Origin of the sequence: Hydrogenivirga caldilitoris (genome assembly GCF_003664005.1) — a bacterium.
In the GTDB taxonomy this organism is placed as follows: Bacteria; Aquificota; Aquificia; order Aquificales; family Aquificaceae; genus Hydrogenivirga; species Hydrogenivirga caldilitoris.
The window spans coordinates 1591349-1607134 of the sequence record NZ_RCCJ01000001.1 but is presented as its reverse complement, the minus strand read 5'-3'; the positions used below and the strand labels follow the sequence as shown (position 1 = coordinate 1607134).

The window sequence follows — 15786 nt, the reverse complement described above, 5'->3', positions numbered from 1 at the left end:
GGCATTGGGGTGTCATAGGAAATAAAATATAACAGGTTATGATAAAACTTGCTGTTCTTGGCTCTACGGGTTCGGTGGGAACTCAGACCCTTGAGGTGGCTGAGAAGTTCCCCGAAGAAATAGAGGTTAAAGCCCTCCTTGCGCGCAGGGCATCGGATACACTTCTCCTACAAACGAGAAAGTTCAAGCCGGAGCTTGTTGTTACTTATGAAGAGCCTTCTAAAGATTGGCTTTCTTCCCTTCCAAAGGGTACACAGCACATGCTTGGCGATGAGGGGCTCCATGCAGCTGTTGCTCTGTCCGACAGGGTGATGAACGCTGTGTCAGGTGTTAACGGTATAAAACCTGCCCATGTGGTTCTCAAGAGTGGGAAGCTGCTTCTTGCCTCCAACAAGGAATCCATAATATGCTTAGGAGAGCTCGTAAAGGAGAATAGGGAAAGGGTTATACCCGTTGATAGTGAACACAACGCTCTGTTTCAGCTCCTCAGAGACATTGACGTAAAGGACATACGGTTCGTTTACCTTACCGCCTCTGGCGGTCCTTTCAAGGACTGGAGTCTGGAGGAGATGAGTAAGGCTACGAAAGAGCAGGCTCTCAGACATCCAAGGTGGAACATGGGGGCTAAGATAACTATTGACTCAGCCACGTTGATGAACAAGGGTTTTGAGCTCCTTGAAGCCATGAATCTGTTCTGCCTTGATATGGATAGGATAAAGGTTGTGATACACCCCCAGAGTGTAGTTCATGGTGTGGTTGAGCTAAAAGACGGCTCTTTCTTTATGCATGCATCTCAGACTGATATGAAGATACCTATAATGCATGCCCTTTTCTATCCGGAACGTAAAACTTACCCCTTTGAGAGGAAACCCCTACCTGAGCTTTCCCCGGTCAGCTTTGAGGAGGTTGATACGGACAAGTTTAGAGCCCTTTACCTTGCAAGGTGGGCTGGGGAGATGGGTGGCGTTTACATTCCTGTGCTTCTGGGCGCTGACGAAGAGGCTGTGGAGCTCTTCCTGGAGGGAAGGATAGGGTTTCTGAAGATAGTGGAAATCATAGAGAAGACTCTTTCTGAGGTGAACATATCAGACCCGAGGAGTATTGATGAGATACTTGCGGCTGTTGAGTGGGGAAGAGCTAAAGTCAGGGATATTTACGAGAGAGAGTATGCAGGAGTAGTATAGATATCAGTCCCCAGAATGCGGAGGCCAGCAGCAGAAAGGTGTGAACTGCGAAACCAACTTTCAACCCTTCCTTAAACTCCTCGCCCATGACCTTCAGAGGCAACAGAAAACCCGCCTCGTAAGTTCCGAAACCCATGAAACCATGCACGGGTAGTATTGTTGTGAGTTCACCACCTGCAAAGGCGAAGGAGAATTTGAAGAAATCTAAGCTTAGATACCCGCTCATTAAGATAAAAAGCGAAAGAGCCTTTAGAAAAAAGCTCAGCGTGGAAAGAAGGGATAACTTTAAGGACAGGGAGGGTGTAAGCTCCCTCTTTAGGAAACTTTTAAACTCTATCAACTTTCCAACGGAAGGTATAACCACACACACCATAGGCAGGAGGAGTGAAAAACCGAGCAGTCCCAGGAGGCTTAAGATAATGAGCACAGGGCTTTTATTAAAAGCGTAAGATAGAATAAATAGTAACAACAAGCCTAAGAGGTCATACAGCCTTCCCAAGAAGAAGCTCCAGAGAGAACTCTTCAATTCCACACCCAGCCTCTTTGCGTAGTAAAACCAGCTCAGCTCTCCTGTCCGAGCGGGCAGGAGGTTGTTCAGGAATATATTTGCGGAATTTATCAGGTAAGCTTCTACCAGGCTCAATTCCCTGAGAAGAATCTTCCACCTCAGGCTCCTGGTTATCTGACTGAGCGTGTACAGAAGAAAGGCACCCAAAAGCTCTTTTCCCTCTATACTTGAAATTAGAGTTGTTATCTCTTTAAAGGGGATAAGGTAGAGAAATAGAAACAGGAAAAGAGCTGAGATCAGCAGGGGGAGGGCTAATCTCTTTATCAACCTTCCTCCGGAACGTCATGGATTACTATGGGTTTTCCAGCCCACTCGGAGAGTATATTTATGGCAACCTGGACCCCTATCCCGGCAGCAATTGTAAACATGGAGCTTCCTCCTGCGAGGAGACCTGCAACGTATAAGCCTTCCTTCACCCTGTAGTCCCCGTCATGTTTAACCATAATCCTGCCAGGCTTGGGAGATTTGGGGTTATCTAAAACCTCAACACCTTTACACTCTATATCAAATCTGTGAAAACCGCTTGCCAGTACCACAAACTCAGAGGTGAAGGTCTTGCCACCCTTAGTGGTTACTGTAAAGTTACCTTTGTTCCCTTCTACCTTAACGGCTTCCTCTTCCAGGAAATCAACATCTCCAAAGGATTTTATCTGAGCTTTTATATTCTGCAGCAGTTCTTTCCCGGTCGTACCGTAAGGTATACCCGGAACGTTTTTAAACAGCGCCCTGTTCATATCTGAGCGATTCGTATCCAGAACAAGGTATCTTCTGTTCTCTGCCCAGTCCCAACCTCTTCCCTTTGCGGAGGCGAGAGTTAAAGCGCATGACAAACCGGAAGCTCCTCCACCAATTATGATAACGTCGTATCTCATGGATACCTATTATATACTCCCTTCCGCTTCCCTGAGTAGCTCCAGAAACTTTTTCTCTATCTCTTCGGGGAGTTCTTTCCCGTAAGCTGATTGGTAGTACTCCCTGTATAGCTTTAACGGATCAAGGGTACCGGGGTGTGGTGAACCTGGTTTGCCCTTATCGGAATCCTCTATCTGTTCTATCTTTATAAGCTTCTCTCCAAGCTCTTCTCTAAGCTTCTCTATTAGAGGTGGCATCTTTGTCTTATCCTCAACCTTTATCACAATCTTTAGGTAGCCGGGTGTAGCTTTCATCTTATCAAGCTCACCCATAATCTTGCTCTGCTCTATATTGAAAACGCTCAAGGGGTTTTTCAGGGAGAGCTCAACCACCTCTATCCTGGGCTGTACATCTTCAAAGAGGATTCTGTTGAAAAACTTCTTGTCTCCCGCCTCTGAGAAGTCCAGCTGATACAGAGAACCCGTATAGTAAGCGTAAGTTGGAGCTTTTTCAATCCTCTGATGTTTGTGAACATGTCCAAGGGCAACGTAATCAAAAATATCACTTAAGCTCGCCGGCTGTACTGCGTAGTGATGGGTTATCGTAGCTTCCCTTTCCGTCTTTGTGTAAGTAGAACCGGCTATAAATAGATGAGCTAACAGGACTTTAAACCTTGCATCTTTAACGGACTCTGCCAGGAACCTTATGAACTTCCCAACCAGTTCAGCGTAACTCTTCTTTGAATCCTCGTCCGCTCCGGTGATAACCCTCTCGGAGGGATAGGGGAGACAGGCAACCTTCAGCTCTCCAACGGAGTAAAGGAAGTGCTCTTTGCTCGGTCTATCGTATATGTGGACGTTCGCAAGCTTGGTGAGCCCCTTTATGCTCTTCATAAAGTCATAGCTGTCGTGGTTACCGGCTATCACAACCACTTCCGTTCCTATATTCTTGAGCCTGAGGAAGAAATCAAATATAAGCTCCTTTGACTCGTTATCGGGGTTAGCTTTGTCAAAAACATCTCCCGCCACCAGGAGGACTTCTGTTCCGTCCTCCTTCGCGTACTCAACCACCTGAGAAAGTGCATACTCAAGGTCTGGGTTTCTGCTAACTTTCCCCAGCGTTTTCCCTGCATGAAGGTCAGCTATGTGTAATAACTTCATGGTTCTTTAGTATCCTTCTGAGCTTCTCCATAAAAGTTGTTTCTTCTCCGTAGTATTCTTCAAGGAAATGGTACTTCTCTTTGCTTCTTTTGTAAAGGAGTTCGGTAACTTCAGGAGGGGAATCTACGAGACTCATCAATTCTATATCATCTTTATCAATGGTTCCGAACCTTACCATAACGCTTTCCATGTAGTTTAACAGGGGTTTCCAAAACTCGCTTCCAAACAGAATTATAGGAAACCTATAACTTTTTCCTGTCTGTATTAAGGTGAGAGCCTCAAATAGCTCGTCAAAGGTTCCAAAGCCACCTGGGAATATCACGTAAGCTAAGGAATACTTTATTAACATGACCTTCCTGACAAAGAAGTAATCAAACTTCAGGGACAGGTTCTGATATTTGTTAGGGTGTTGCTCTCTCGGTATCTCTATGTTCAGTCCCACCGACAGTGTCCCACTATCGTGAGCTCCCCTGTTGGCAGCTTCCATTATTCCTGGTCCCCCTCCAGTTATTATCGTATAGCCAAGCTTCCCAAGGTTAAAAGCTGTTTCATAGGCGAGCCTGTAGTATCTATCCTCCTCCTTACTCCGTGAGCTACCAAAGAAGGTTACCGCCGGACCAACGTTTGCAAGCTCGTCAAAGCCCTGAACGAACTCGCTCATTATCTTGAGGACGCGCCATGTGTCACCCTGTCTTAACTTAAGCTCTTCAATTATCCTCAGACTATCTTTACTCATAGATGTCTTTGACAATCTCCTGAAGCTTTAATTCCTCCCCACTCTTGGCGGTGTTTGACTTTACCGGGTACTTCCTTATGTAGGTTCTGCTCTTAACTCGTTTTGAATGCTTGACATTATTCTTTGTTTTGGCTATGTAAGTTTCCTTCTTCTTGCCTGTAACAAAGCCGGGTATAAGAAACAGAAGCAGGAGTATTGGCATAAAGATATTTCTCATAGGCTTCCCCCTTAAACGCGCATCGGCATAATTATACATCTGTACGGGTCTTTTTCATAATCGTCTGACTCCAGGAGGGCGGCGGTGTCCGGAGTTGTGAACTTAAACCATGCTTTCTCTGAGTCCAGAACTTCAAGGGCTTCAAGGATATACTTGCCGTTGAAGCCTATCTCAAAGGGTTCACCCACGTAGTCAATATCTATCTCTTCCCTGCCCTCTCCAAACTCAGGGTCCATAAACTCAAGTACGGCAAGGTTGTCGCTCAAAGTTATCTTTACAGGAAAAATCCTTCCCTCCGTTAGTCCTGATAATCTCTTCAACGCTTTCTTTGTCTCGTCCACATCAAGAAGCACCTCTGCGGAAAACTCGGAGGGGATCACAGCCAAATAGTCGGGGTACTCCCCTTCAAGGAGTCTTATTATCAATTTCCAGTCCTCACTGGTGAGGTAAGCAAAGCTGCCGTCCTCGTTCTTAGCAACCCTAACGTCCTCTATACCCGTTAACAACCTCTGAACTACCTTCAGACTCTTTCTGGGAATAAGAAGCTCGTACGAGAAGGAGCCTTCTGGCTCAAAAAGGGCGAGCCTGTGTCCATCTGATCCTACAAAGTGAATTCTGTTATCGTGTCCCCTCATGTACATACCCTGCAGAGAAATCCTCGCCTCCTCCTTGGCTATTGCGTATTCAGTCTTTGCTATGCCTTTGAGTATAAGGTTTCCGCTGAGCGTCTCTTCGCCTTCAATAACCTCAGGAAACTCTGGGAAATCCTCAGGAGGAACCGTGGGAAGTTTAAACTTGCTCCTGCCTCCGGTTATAACGAGCTTGTCACCATCGGTCTGTATATAGAGAATGGCGGAGCCCAGATTTCTAACTATATCCGATAGACTCCTTGAGCTTACACATACAGAACCTTCTTCCTCAATGTCAGCCTTTACACTCAGTATCAGGTAGTTTTCAAGGTCAGTGGCTTTTATAACGAGTCTGTCTTTTTCGGCAGTTAGTAAAAAGTTAGTAAGAATTGGAAGGGCTGATTTTTTCTCCGTAGCTTCCTTAGCCTTCTTAAGTGCTTCTTCAAATTCCTCCCTGTCAATCTGAAGTTTCATTTTTACCCTCCGAGTGAAAGTTCTTAACTATTTTACTCTACGCTCAGCCAGTTTGTGATTCTGGCACACTTCTTGCACCTTCATAAGGAGAAAGGTTAGAACGGTTATAGCTGGTGGAATATAATCTCTAAGAGGATATGAAGAGAGCATTTTTAATTCTGCTTTTTGCTCTTGGGGTAGCGCTTGCTCAAACGGGAGACAGCCTGGAAAGTCTTGCTCAGGAAGCTAAGAAGAAGGGTGAAGTAGTTCTGAACTTCCAGGAAGTGGACGTGGGGGAGCTTGCCCTTTTCATGGGAAAGCTTATTGGCAAGAACGTTGTTGTTGACCCTGCTGTCAGGGGAAAGGTTACCCTTGTATTCTCAAAACCTTTAAAGTTAAAAGAGGCTTGGGACGTTTTCACTTCTACCCTGTTTATGCAGGGTTTTGGTGTTATAGAAGGGGAAAAAACCGTAAAGGTACTTCCGGTAAACGAGGCTGTGACGGTCGCCCAGCTGAAAAGTAAACCTGCAGAGGGGGAGCTTGCTACCCTTGTTTTTAGCCTTAGGTACGCTGACGCCCAGGATGCTATGAACGCAATAAGACCTTTTCTGTCTCCCTTCGCAAGGGTGTCTGTTCATAACCCCTCTAACTCTCTCTTGATTGCAGATGTGGGAGAAAACATAGAAAAGGCTCAGAAGATACTCTCAAGCATAGATAAAAGCGATATAGAAGGTGAGGTTAGGGTTTATAGGCTAAAACACCTTTCTGTGAAGGATGCGGTAAGGATCATATCTCCGTTAAGCAGCGTATTTAACAAGAAATTTGGCACCCCCTTAGTCGTTTCCTCAAGCGAGGATGCTAACGCTCTGGTTATCTTTGCTCCAAAAGGTGCCCATGAATCTATAAAGGGTGTCATAGCTGAAATAGATACAGAAGAAGTTGTATCTGAGGTAAGGAGCTTTTACATAATACCCCTCCAGTTTATATCAGCTGAGGAACTCTCGGAGAGTCTTCAGAGTCTGTTAAGTGGTGGGGCTGTTAGAGCAACAACCCAGAGAACGTATCCAAGACCCCAGCCCCTTCAACAGCAGCAAACCGGGAAAGAAGGTAGAAATGAAGGTAAAAATAGGGTTCCAAGCCATCAGCCTACACCTCAGGAGTCCCAACCGATTCCTTTTATAACCACAGAAGAAGGTATGAAAATAGGTTTTGACAGGGGTACAAACTCCGCGATACTTTACGGAACCAGAACTGAGTACGAGAGCCTGAAGAAGCTCATATCTAGCCTGGATATAAGAAGAAAACAGGTTCTGATAGCTGCGACGGTGGTTGAGGCTTCCACAAGCAGCCTTCTTGACATAGGGATTAAGTGGCAGGTTCTCGGCAAGCATGGTGGAGCTAGCTTTAGGGGTAGCTCTCTGACGGACATATACAGTTCTTTTCTCTCGGGGAACTTCCTCATGGGTGTTTTCTCGGATGTAGGTAAAACAGTTACGATAGGTGATACAAGCCTGTTCTTTCCAGACCTTGTCCTTCTGTTTTCCTTGATAGAGACGGGTTCGGGTTTTAACATAGTTTCAAATCCCAAGGTTCTTACCCTTGACAACCAACCGGCAGTTATAAAGGTCGGACAGGTCGTTCCCTATGCGGAGGGTTTGAAGTTTGACATAAACGGGCAACCTATAATCACCTATGACTATAAGGAGGTAGGGCTTGAGCTGGACGTTACTCCAAGGATATCCGGAGAGAATTTGAGACTTACGATAAACCTGTCCCTCCAAGAGATAATAGATTTCGTTACAAATCAGATAGGGGCTACGAGCTACACCGTCCCGGTAACCTCTAACAGACAGGTTAACTCAGATGTGGTTATAGAGAACGGTCAGACGGTTATACTGGGAGGGCTCGTCAGCACAAAAACTTTAAAGAGCATGGAAGGTGTCCCCGGACTCTGGAAGGTTCCTATACTGGGGAGGCTCTTCAGAAGGGACGTAAAGCAGAATGACAAGACCACCCTTTTCATCTTCATAACCCCCTACGTTGTTTCCTCTCCAGAGGAACTATCTAAGATAACGGAAGAGCACAGAAAGCTCTCAGAGGAAATAGAGAAGATGCTGGAAGAGAAGAAAAAGGAAAAAGAAAAGGAGGAAGATGAAGAAGACTACTATTTTTAAACTGACCCTATTAACCTTTCTAACCCTATCTGTGATGTCCGTTGCCCTGCTCTTTGCAATTCCAAAAGCTATCCTCTTGGACAGGTTTCTATCCGGACATGGTGTTTATATCTTTCCCAACAGGGTTGAGGAAGGGTTTTTAAGCGTTTACCTTGAGAACCTTAAGGTCTTTTACAGGAACCAGCCCTTAGGGAGTTTTGCAAAGACAAGATTGAGCTTTGAACCGGTAGGCTTGAGTCTGTCTGCAGTCTGCGGAAGTGGCAAGATAAGCGCTTTATTGGGATTCAGGCGGTTGAGAGCAGAGTTCAACTCTGCTGACTGCCTTAAGGGAATAGGACTGGTCTCTGGAAATCTGGAGCTTGAAGGTAACAAGCTCAAAGGAACTTTGAGTGTAAGGAGATTTGTTGCCAAAGGCTTCAAGATAGACGCTATGAACTTATACTTTAAGGGTAAGAGCTTTGACGGGGACATTGAGTACATGGGTATTAAGCTTAACGGAGGGGGTATGTTAAAGCTGAATCTCCAAAACCTCTTGGCTTCGGAGCTGAGTGGAGAGTTCAAGGGGTCCTTAGGGAGCTTATTGATAAGGGGCAGGCTGAACAATATCACCGCTGAGCTAAAATAAACAGGTTATATTTATTAGTTGTGTGCGGTATAGCGGGAGTTTTTAATAGCCCTTACGCTTCTCAGTATGCCTTCTTACAGATATACTCTCTGCAACACCGTGGACAGGAGAGTGTAGGGATTAGCAGCTGGGATGGGGAAGACATAAGGACAGTGAAAAAATCCGGCAGGGTTCTTGAAGCTATAAAGCAGGAAGACCTGAACTTCCTCAAGGGTAACAACGCTATAGCCCATGTGAGATATTCAACGGCGGGGGATTCTGGAGCAGCAAACGCTCAACCCATAGTCAAGGAAACGGTTGTAGGAAAGATAGCTGTCGTTCACAACGGAAACATAGTTAATTACGTAAGTCTCCGTAGAGAGCTTGAGAGTAAAGGTGTGGGTTTTGATTACAGCTCAGACACGGAACTCTTCCTGAACTTATTCAACCTTGGAGAGTTCCTGATTCCCGAAGGAGTGAACGTCCACCCCAGGGATGTGGACTTTATACCAAGGCTTATGTACGTGCTGAGCAGGGTTGAGGGGGCTTACAGCTTTCTTATGCTGTACAAGGATAAGCTCATAGCCGGGAGGGACCCTTACGGTTTCAGACCCCTCAGCATAGGCAGGAAGGGTAAGACACTTCTATTTGCTTCAGAGAGCTGTGCTTTTGAAACCGTTGAAGCTGAATTTTGGAGAGAGGTTAAGCCTGGAGAGATAGTGATAATTGACGAAGCCGGGATAAGAAGCTATTTCCCCTTTAAACAGGAAAGAAGAGCTTACTGTATCTTTGAGTTTGTTTACTTCTCCAGGCCTGACAGCTTTATCTTTGGAGATTGGGCTTACAACGTTAGGAAAGAGCTTGGCAGACAGCTTGCGAGGGAGGATGATGTGGAGGCAGATGTGGTTATCCCTGTGCCTGACTCAGGTGTTGTTCCTGCCCTTGGGTACGCTCAGGAAAGGGCTTTGCCCCTTGAGATGGGACTTATAAGGAACCATTACGTTGGTAGGAGTTTTATAGAGCCCACTCAGGAGCTAAGGAATCTCCGTGTTCTTATGAAGCTCAGCCCGAACAGAGCCGTTCTGGAAGGGAAACGGATAGTTGTGATAGACGACTCTTTGGTTAGAGGGACCACCTCTAAAAGGATAGTAGCCATGCTCAGACGTGCGGGAGCTAAGGAGATACACATGAGGATAGCTTCCCCACCTGTAATAGGTCCCTGTTATTACGGCATAGATACTCCTACCAGAGAGGAGCTTATAGCAAACCAGATGGACCTTGAGGACATAAGAAAGTTCATAGGCGTTGACTCTTTGAGATATCTATCCCTTGAGGGACTCAGAAGCTGTGTTGCCAACAGAAACGATTTCTGCGACGCTTGTTTCAGCAATGACTATCCTATAGATGTTGACAAAGTAGCAATAGAGAGAAAAAGAGACTGATCACTCTTCCCTAAGCCATAGTTTAAGCATGGCAGCAACCTTTTTAGGCTCTTTCCTTGCAACTTCTGTCATTGTCCTTACGACCTCAAGCTCTCTCGCAGTTTCTCTGAGAGCTTCGGCACCCCTTATGGTAACTATCTCCTCAGGGGTTGGAGCTTCAGCCGGTACGGGGACAGGGGTTGGTTTTTTCCTCAAAAGTCTCAGCATTCCAAAGATCAGGAGTAAAGCCATTACAGCTCCAACGATGCCCGGTATCAAGAACCTCTCCCACACAGGAACTGGAGGACCAACCTCTTCTACCTCAGCTGGTTTAGTGAAGGGTATAGCTATCACAGAGAGCGTGTCTCCCCTGTTAGGGTCTATGCCTGCTGCTGCCGAAACTATCTTCTTAACGCTCTCCTCATCAATACCCTTTAGCTCCTTGTTGATTATCACCCCAACGCTCAGGCGCTTTATCTTCAGGGTGTTATCAATGGATACGATTTCCTTCTTGCTTACCTCGTAGTTGGTAATCGTCTCCTTTTTCTCGGACAGTGTTCCGGTTTGCCCCTGAATAGCCCCGGTGCCTGGAGGTATGTTTGCAGCCGTCCCAGGAACACCACCGGTAGGAATGCCCGTGGTTGTCTCCTTCCTCTTCTGCTCACTTACAACAGCTGTCATATCTGGGTCGTAAGTTTCTTCTTTTTTCTGAACTTTAGTGAAGTCAAGCTCAACGGAAACTCTAACTTTCACGTTTCCGTATCCCAGAGCCTCTTCCAAGGCGGTTTGAACCTTTTTCTCTATCTCCCTTTCAAGTTCCTTTCTTATCCTGAGCTGTTTGTTTGATATCGCCTCTTCTCCTTCGTCCAGACTTGCTGTGAGGTTCCTACCTTTGTCGTCAATAACAACAACATTCTGGGGTTTGAGGTCCTCCACGCTTGCGGCAACGAGGTTCCTGATAGCTCTAACCTGCTCTTCAGCTATTTCGGCTCCTGGCTTGAGTCTTATAAAGACGGATGCACTGGGCTCCTTTTCGTCCCGTAGGAATATGGATTTCTCCGGTAGAGCTATGTGAACCCGTGCATCCTCTATATTCTTGAACCTCAGTATTGTTCTAACAAGTTCACCCTCTATTGCTCTTTTAAAGTTCACCCTCTGCTGAAACTCGGAAAGCCCTATCGTACTTTTATCAAAGAGTTCATATCCTATTATTCCTTTGTTGGGTATTCCCTTGGCGGCGAGTTTTAACCTGGTGTCCCTGACCTTATCTTCAGGAACGAGGATTGTCCTGCCGTCTCTGCCTACCTTATACTTTATCCCCTCCTTGTCCAGTTCGGTAAGAACCGCATTCATGTCTTCAGGGTTGAGATTGCTGTATAGGACGGCGTAGTTGGGTTGAAGGGAGTATATAAGCACCGTGACTATAAGGGAGAAGACCACAGCCGGTATTCCTATCAGGAGAACCTTTTGAGTAAGAGGCATAGCGGAAAAACGTTCCTGAATGCTCCTGAGCGTGCCACTTAAATCAGCCATATTACACCTGCATCCTTAACAACTCCTGATAACCCTCCAGGAGTCTGTTCCTTACTTCTATCATAAGATTAAGGGCAACGCTTGCCTTCTCAAACTCAATTACCATTCTGTGTAGTGGGACATCCTCTCCACTGAGGACGGCTTCCCTGACATTCTTTGCCTTCTCCTGTTGGTCGTTTACCCACTGGATAAATTCTTTCAAAGCATCAGCGAAGTCCTCAGGACTTTTTACTTCTCTCCCTTTTTCCTTTAGGAAGCTTTCAAAGGCTTTGTAATTTATACCTCTTATCTCCATAGCTCTATAGTCCTGTTAGCCATCTCCTTTGTTAAGTTAAAGGCGTTAAGGTTTGCCTCGTAGCTCCTGACTGCAGATATCATGTCTGCCATCTCTTTAACGAGGTCAACGTTTGGTAGCCTAACGTATCCTTGAGCATCAGCCCTGGGATTATCCGGGTCGTAAATCACCCTGAAGGGTGCATCCGACTCCTTTATCTGCGTTACGGCAACTGGTATCTCTCCCTTCCTAACCCTGTCCGGATTGTATATGGCTTGAAACACCACCTCAAGCTTCCTGAAGGGTTCTCCTGTTTGCTTGTAAGCCTCATAATTTGCCAGGTTGGAAGCTACGGTGTTCATTCTGAGTCTTTGGGCGTACATGCCAGAGGCACTTATCTCAAAAGTTCTAAAGAGGTCGTTCATCTCCTGCCTCCTCTTATTACATTGTTCAGCTTGTCTATATTACCCGATATCATCTTCATGTAAACTTCGTAAGCTAGTCTATTCTGTGTGAGCTTTGCCATCTCCTCTTCAACACTTACGTTGTTCCTGTCGTTGCCAACGAGACCTCTGTTTACATTGACCACCCTAAACCCTTCGTTGCTTATGGGTTTTATGTGTTTCGGGTTTGTTGTTTTTAAAGAGATTCTATCAACCTCTTCCTTAAATTCCAGGTCCTTTGCCTTGTAATTCGGTGTATCTGCGTTGGCTATGTTACTGAGTATGACCTTGTGCCTCTTCCAGGTGAAGTCAACTCTTGGCTCCAGCTTCTTTATGCCTTTAAACAGGTCCAACTTAACCCTCCCATAGGCTCCTGATAGCCCTGCTCCATATATTATCTTTCTCTTTCGCCCGCTTTACAACCCATTTTAATGTGGTGTTATCCTTCATAGACTCACTTATAACCGCTATCCTGAACATAGACCACCAGTAGTTATTATCTTCCGTAGCCCTATCGGTAACCCTTTTGTAGAAGGACAGGGCTTTTTCCATGTTTCCGTTATCATAGTAAAGGTCTGCCGTCCTGACAAGGACAACGGGTTCATAATTGGAGAACCTCTCATTCCTGAAATCTACCTTCCCGATAACCTTTTCAAGTTCCTCTGGGGAACCTTTAAGGTATACACTCAGCAGTTCGGCTTCAAGCTTGTCTTCTCCTTTAAGATGGGAAATGCTTTCCTGTAGATGTTTCAAAGCTTCATCTCTTTTGTCCTGAAGGATACTTAGCTGTCCAAGGAGGAACCTATGAATGCCCTCATCCTTTACCAGGGGTAAAACCTTCTCTGCCCTTTTATCTCCCAAAAACACCAATGACCTCGCTAAGAGCTCAACGCCCTTTTGATTCCCCAAGATTTTGAGATAGGTGTCCTCATTGGTCTTATACAGCTTGGTTATGAACTTGGCATCCTCTCTTCTGAAAAAGAGGTAACTATCCAGAGGTTCCTTAGCCCTTTCTATATACCTGTCAAAGGTAAAAAGCTCATTCTCAAAGATAAATTCTCTCAGGGTAAGCTTTTTGGTCCTGATTAGCTCTATCTCCTCATCGTTTATCTTTTTGCTCTTCAAAGCCAAGTAATACAAGCCTATTACAGGTAACTCTCCGTATACATCTTCCACGTTTAACCAACCAAGCTGTAAAAGTTTTTTTCTGTAATCGCCGAGTTTTCCGCCGTAAACCTCAAGAAAGCCTTCGTAATACCAGAGAGAAGAGAATAGGATCTGTGTTAGCTTGTTATAAAAGAGTTTATCTTCTTGGGAGAGTTCCTTCAATTTGGCGTAAGCTTCTCTAAAGTTCTTGGTTTCAAGGTTTATGATGGCAAGGTAAAAGTTAGCCCTGTCCTCGTAGAACCTCATTGGGTCCTTTTTTAGGCTTAATTCCAGATAAAGTAAGGCTTTCCTCCAATCTCCGAGCTTGTAGTAGGATACCCCTGTTCTGAAGAGAAGGTGGGGGTCTTCCTTTAGGTAGGTGTTCGCATTCATGGCGTACAACATGTACTCGGTTGCAAGCTTATACCTGCCAAGGTTGAAGTTGTAAAAACCCATTGTCATGTAGTAAACGTCAATGTAGTCTTCAGGAACACCCTCTCTGTCCAGTTTTTTTAAGTAGTTGTATCCTTCAATGCTACCTCCTAAGGAGGCAGCGTATCCGTACTTTATCATGTACTCGGGTTTTTCTGTTTCACCGTAAAGGTTCGCGTATATATTCTTTGCCGTCTCATACCACTGGAGCAGAAGGTATGAGTCTCCTATAAACTCTCTCTGGGTGTGTATAAAGCGTGGAACCTTGTAATTGAAGGGATACTGGTTCAGGTAACCTATGGCTGCGAGGACTCCTTTCTTGCTGCCAAATGCGTAGGAGTAAAGGGCATAACTCTTCCCGAGGTATAGGTAGGACAGCTCCCCGTAATAGGACTTAGGGTCCACACTGTAAGCTCTTGAGAAGTAAATAAGCGCGTCAAGGTAGTTAAGTATCTTTAAACTTTCAACCCCTTTTTCAAAGTAACCCTTTCCAAGGTCAGGGTTCCAGGTCTGCTCAGCGTTATAAGAGTAAGCTGAAATCAGAACTATCAGAAGAGCTATAAAGAACTTCCTTACCAGTTCCATCCTCTTCCTTTATATTAAACCTCTCCGCCCTCTTTCCGTTTCTTGAGCTTTTGAAGAAGAGTTCATTCCCGTTTACCTTAAGCCCTTCAAGGCTCATCCCGAGGCTTTCAATGTTTCTGCTGAGCCTTTGGACGTCAAGATAGGATAATTGCTTGTGTATATCCTGGCTTACCCTTATCTCCACGTTTATACTTTCGTTGTGGAATCTGAACCTGAAGCTTGCATCCTCAAACCTCAAATTTATATGTTTAATTTCTGGTCTGTGTTGTGCAGGTTGGGCATTGTCCTTGCGGTAAACCTGTAAGGTTTCCTCTTCTGTATGGTACCTTTCTCCAACGCTCTGGAAGTAAGAGGGGTTCTCCCTTCTTGTGTCCGTGAAGCTTTCACCTCTATCCTTGCTAACTATCCTCTCCTCTCCCTGTTTTTTTTCCTGGACAGCGTTTGTGGATACGTCCCCTTTCACTTCATCCTTTAGTCTCTGGGCTGTCTTATCCGAGGAATCCTGCCATCTGGTAGTTTCTAAGTTGTTTAATTCTTTCCCTGTATCTATCTGTTCTTTTCTCTCCCCTTTAACTTCTTTTAAAGGTATCTCTGTCCTGGACTCTTCAACCTCTGAGGGGATACTTTCGGTTCTATTCTCAGCTTCGGCATAGAAGATGTATGGTTTTTCCTTTATCTCTGAAGTATTAGTTATCAGGTAGCCTTTAGGGGTATTCTGTTCTGAATCTGGTCTTTCAAAAGCATTCAAGATGCTTTCCTCTTTGAACTGGGTGGTTAAGTGCCTATTTAAACCTTTGGTTTGTTTTTCTGTGTTCTGTGGGGGGATACTGACTGGCTCTGAAGTCTCTGGTCTAATTACGGGATACTCCCGTGACTTTGGTTCTGCACCAAATACCTGACCGTATGTTACCTCCACAGGATAGTCACTCACATGCTTTACTACGGGTGCGGCAAGTTCTTCTTCGGATATGGGGAATATAGGACTTTCAGTCTGGAGTTTTCCATCAGATAACCCTTCACGGGGAAGAGGCGACCTTACTCTTTCCGGTTCAGGAAGCTCCTCCTTTTCACCGATATTGATTCCCGATAAGAGTACCAGTCTTAACAGCCCAGGCGTTATCTCTCTTTCCGGGTTTTGGTCAGGTTTGCCCTTTGTGAAGGGTTGAGGTTGGTCAGGAACCACAGGTTCTTTGTTTTTGAACTCTCCGAGTATCAAGTTCATAAGGTCTGCAAAGCTGATATCAGAATTCTCCGCAAATTCTAACCCGAGCTCTTTAAAGAGTATAGAAAACTCACCAAACTCTACCTTGTTCAGCATAATCTCTGGTAGTTAAATCGGCGCTTGCGCTAAATGTTATAATTTTTTGCCTGTGAG

The 15786-nt window shown here is 45.3% G+C and carries 16 protein-coding genes; 4 read left to right on the top strand and 12 right to left on the bottom strand.

Translation table 11 applies throughout. The features are described from left to right. Positions 1–38 precede the first annotated feature (38 nt). Positions 39–1184, top strand: a complete 1146-nt coding sequence (gene dxr, locus BCF55_RS08810) for a 1-deoxy-D-xylulose-5-phosphate reductoisomerase (protein WP_121012899.1) — start codon at positions 39–41, stop codon at positions 1182–1184. Here the strand turns inward: dxr and BCF55_RS08805 are convergent. The 6 genes from BCF55_RS08805 to dnaN are packed head-to-tail and all read right to left on the bottom strand — an operon-like array spanning position 1144 to position 5820. Next, a complete protein-coding gene (locus BCF55_RS08805) occupies positions 1144–2019 on the bottom strand; it encodes a lysylphosphatidylglycerol synthase domain-containing protein (protein ID WP_245960425.1) in 876 nt (291 codons plus the stop codon). The genes dxr and BCF55_RS08805 overlap by 41 nt on opposite strands. Further along, positions 2016–2624 carry an NAD(P)/FAD-dependent oxidoreductase gene (locus BCF55_RS08800; protein ID WP_121012897.1) on the bottom strand — a complete coding sequence of 203 codons (609 nt, stop codon included), beginning with the start codon at positions 2622–2624 and terminating at the stop codon, positions 2016–2018. The genes BCF55_RS08805 and BCF55_RS08800 overlap by 4 nt, the downstream gene beginning before the upstream one ends. A gap of 9 nt (positions 2625–2633) precedes the next feature. Then, a complete protein-coding gene (gene sbcD, locus BCF55_RS08795; protein ID WP_121012895.1) occupies positions 2634–3764 on the bottom strand; it encodes an exonuclease subunit SbcD in 1131 nt (376 codons plus the stop codon). Beyond that, complete coding sequence (locus BCF55_RS08790; RefSeq protein ID WP_121012893.1) at positions 3742–4500, bottom strand: LOG family protein; 759 nt, start codon at positions 4498–4500, stop codon at positions 3742–3744. The genes sbcD and BCF55_RS08790 overlap by 23 nt, the downstream gene beginning before the upstream one ends. Then, the gene (locus BCF55_RS08785; RefSeq protein WP_121012891.1) at positions 4493–4717 is read right to left on the bottom strand and encodes a hypothetical protein; all 225 of its coding nucleotides are present in this window, start codon (positions 4715–4717) and stop codon (positions 4493–4495) included. Before BCF55_RS08785 ends, BCF55_RS08790 begins: the two co-directional genes overlap by 8 nt. Positions 4718–4728: 11 nt before the next feature. Further along, on the bottom strand, positions 4729–5820 hold the full coding sequence (gene dnaN / locus BCF55_RS08780) for a DNA polymerase III subunit beta (RefSeq protein ID WP_121012889.1): 1092 nt from the start codon (positions 5818–5820) through the stop codon (positions 4729–4731). Positions 5821–5957: 137 nt separating this feature from the next. Between dnaN and gspD the strand changes: the two genes are divergently transcribed. Genes gspD through purF form a run of 3 tightly spaced genes read left to right on the top strand, consistent with a single transcriptional unit; the run spans position 5958 to position 10019 of the window. Next, on the top strand, positions 5958–7973 hold the full coding sequence (gene gspD, locus BCF55_RS08775; RefSeq protein WP_121012887.1) for a type II secretion system secretin GspD: 2016 nt from the start codon (positions 5958–5960) through the stop codon (positions 7971–7973). Then, positions 7951–8598: a hypothetical protein gene (locus BCF55_RS08770; protein WP_121012885.1), complete on the top strand. Its 648-nt coding sequence runs from the start codon at positions 7951–7953 to the stop codon at positions 8596–8598. Before gspD ends, BCF55_RS08770 begins: the two co-directional genes overlap by 23 nt. Positions 8599–8618: 20 nt before the next feature. Then, positions 8619–10019, top strand: a complete 1401-nt coding sequence (gene purF, locus BCF55_RS08765; protein ID WP_121012884.1) for an amidophosphoribosyltransferase — start codon at positions 8619–8621, stop codon at positions 10017–10019. Here the strand turns inward: purF and fliF are convergent, their stop codons facing one another. Genes fliF through BCF55_RS08735 form a run of 6 tightly spaced genes read right to left on the bottom strand, consistent with a single transcriptional unit; the run spans position 10020 to position 15729 of the window. Next, positions 10020–11531 carry a flagellar basal-body MS-ring/collar protein FliF gene (gene fliF, locus BCF55_RS08760; RefSeq protein ID WP_121012882.1) on the bottom strand — a complete coding sequence of 504 codons (1512 nt, stop codon included), beginning with the start codon at positions 11529–11531 and terminating at the stop codon, positions 10020–10022. 1 nt (position 11532) lies between these two features. Continuing rightward, on the bottom strand, positions 11533–11826 hold the full coding sequence (gene fliE / locus BCF55_RS08755; RefSeq protein ID WP_121012880.1) for a flagellar hook-basal body complex protein FliE: 294 nt from the start codon (positions 11824–11826) through the stop codon (positions 11533–11535). Next, positions 11817–12230: a flagellar basal body rod protein FlgC gene (gene flgC, locus BCF55_RS08750; protein ID WP_121012878.1), complete on the bottom strand. Its 414-nt coding sequence runs from the start codon at positions 12228–12230 to the stop codon at positions 11817–11819. Before flgC ends, fliE begins: the two co-directional genes overlap by 10 nt. Beyond that, complete coding sequence (gene flgB / locus BCF55_RS08745) at positions 12227–12601, bottom strand: flagellar basal body rod protein FlgB (protein WP_121012876.1); 375 nt, start codon at positions 12599–12601, stop codon at positions 12227–12229. Before flgB ends, flgC begins: the two co-directional genes overlap by 4 nt. 1 nt (position 12602) lies before the next feature. Next, complete coding sequence (locus tag BCF55_RS08740; RefSeq protein WP_121012874.1) at positions 12603–14411, bottom strand: tetratricopeptide repeat protein; 1809 nt, start codon at positions 14409–14411, stop codon at positions 12603–12605. After that, positions 14347–15729, bottom strand: coding sequence for a hypothetical protein (locus BCF55_RS08735; RefSeq protein ID WP_121012872.1), 1383 nt, complete (start codon positions 15727–15729; stop codon positions 14347–14349). Before BCF55_RS08735 ends, BCF55_RS08740 begins: the two co-directional genes overlap by 65 nt. Positions 15730–15786: the final 57 nt, after the last annotated feature.

Coding starts and splice junctions, on each gene's coding strand:
- BCF55_RS08785 (WP_121012891.1), bottom strand. CDS start 4,717: ATGAGAAATATCTTTATGCCAATACTCCTGCTTCTGTTTCTTATACCC.
- fliF (WP_121012882.1), bottom strand. CDS start 11,531: ATGGCTGATTTAAGTGGCACGCTCAGGAGCATTCAGGAACGTTTTTCC.
- dxr (WP_121012899.1), top strand. CDS start 39: ATGATAAAACTTGCTGTTCTTGGCTCTACGGGTTCGGTGGGAACTCAG.
- gspD (WP_121012887.1), top strand. CDS start 5,958: ATGAAGAGAGCATTTTTAATTCTGCTTTTTGCTCTTGGGGTAGCGCTT.
- BCF55_RS08800 (WP_121012897.1), bottom strand. CDS start 2,624: ATGAGATACGACGTTATCATAATTGGTGGAGGAGCTTCCGGTTTGTCA.
- fliE (WP_121012880.1), bottom strand. CDS start 11,826: ATGGAGATAAGAGGTATAAATTACAAAGCCTTTGAAAGCTTCCTAAAG.
- flgC (WP_121012878.1), bottom strand. CDS start 12,230: ATGAACGACCTCTTTAGAACTTTTGAGATAAGTGCCTCTGGCATGTAC.
- BCF55_RS08790 (WP_121012893.1), bottom strand. CDS start 4,500: ATGAGTAAAGATAGTCTGAGGATAATTGAAGAGCTTAAGTTAAGACAG.
- BCF55_RS08770 (WP_121012885.1), top strand. CDS start 7,951: ATGAAGAAGACTACTATTTTTAAACTGACCCTATTAACCTTTCTAACC.
- sbcD (WP_121012895.1), bottom strand. CDS start 3,764: ATGAAGTTATTACACATAGCTGACCTTCATGCAGGGAAAACGCTGGGG.
- BCF55_RS08735 (WP_121012872.1), bottom strand. CDS start 15,729: ATGCTGAACAAGGTAGAGTTTGGTGAGTTTTCTATACTCTTTAAAGAG.
- BCF55_RS08740 (WP_121012874.1), bottom strand. CDS start 14,411: ATGGAACTGGTAAGGAAGTTCTTTATAGCTCTTCTGATAGTTCTGATT.
- dnaN (WP_121012889.1), bottom strand. CDS start 5,820: ATGAAACTTCAGATTGACAGGGAGGAATTTGAAGAAGCACTTAAGAAG.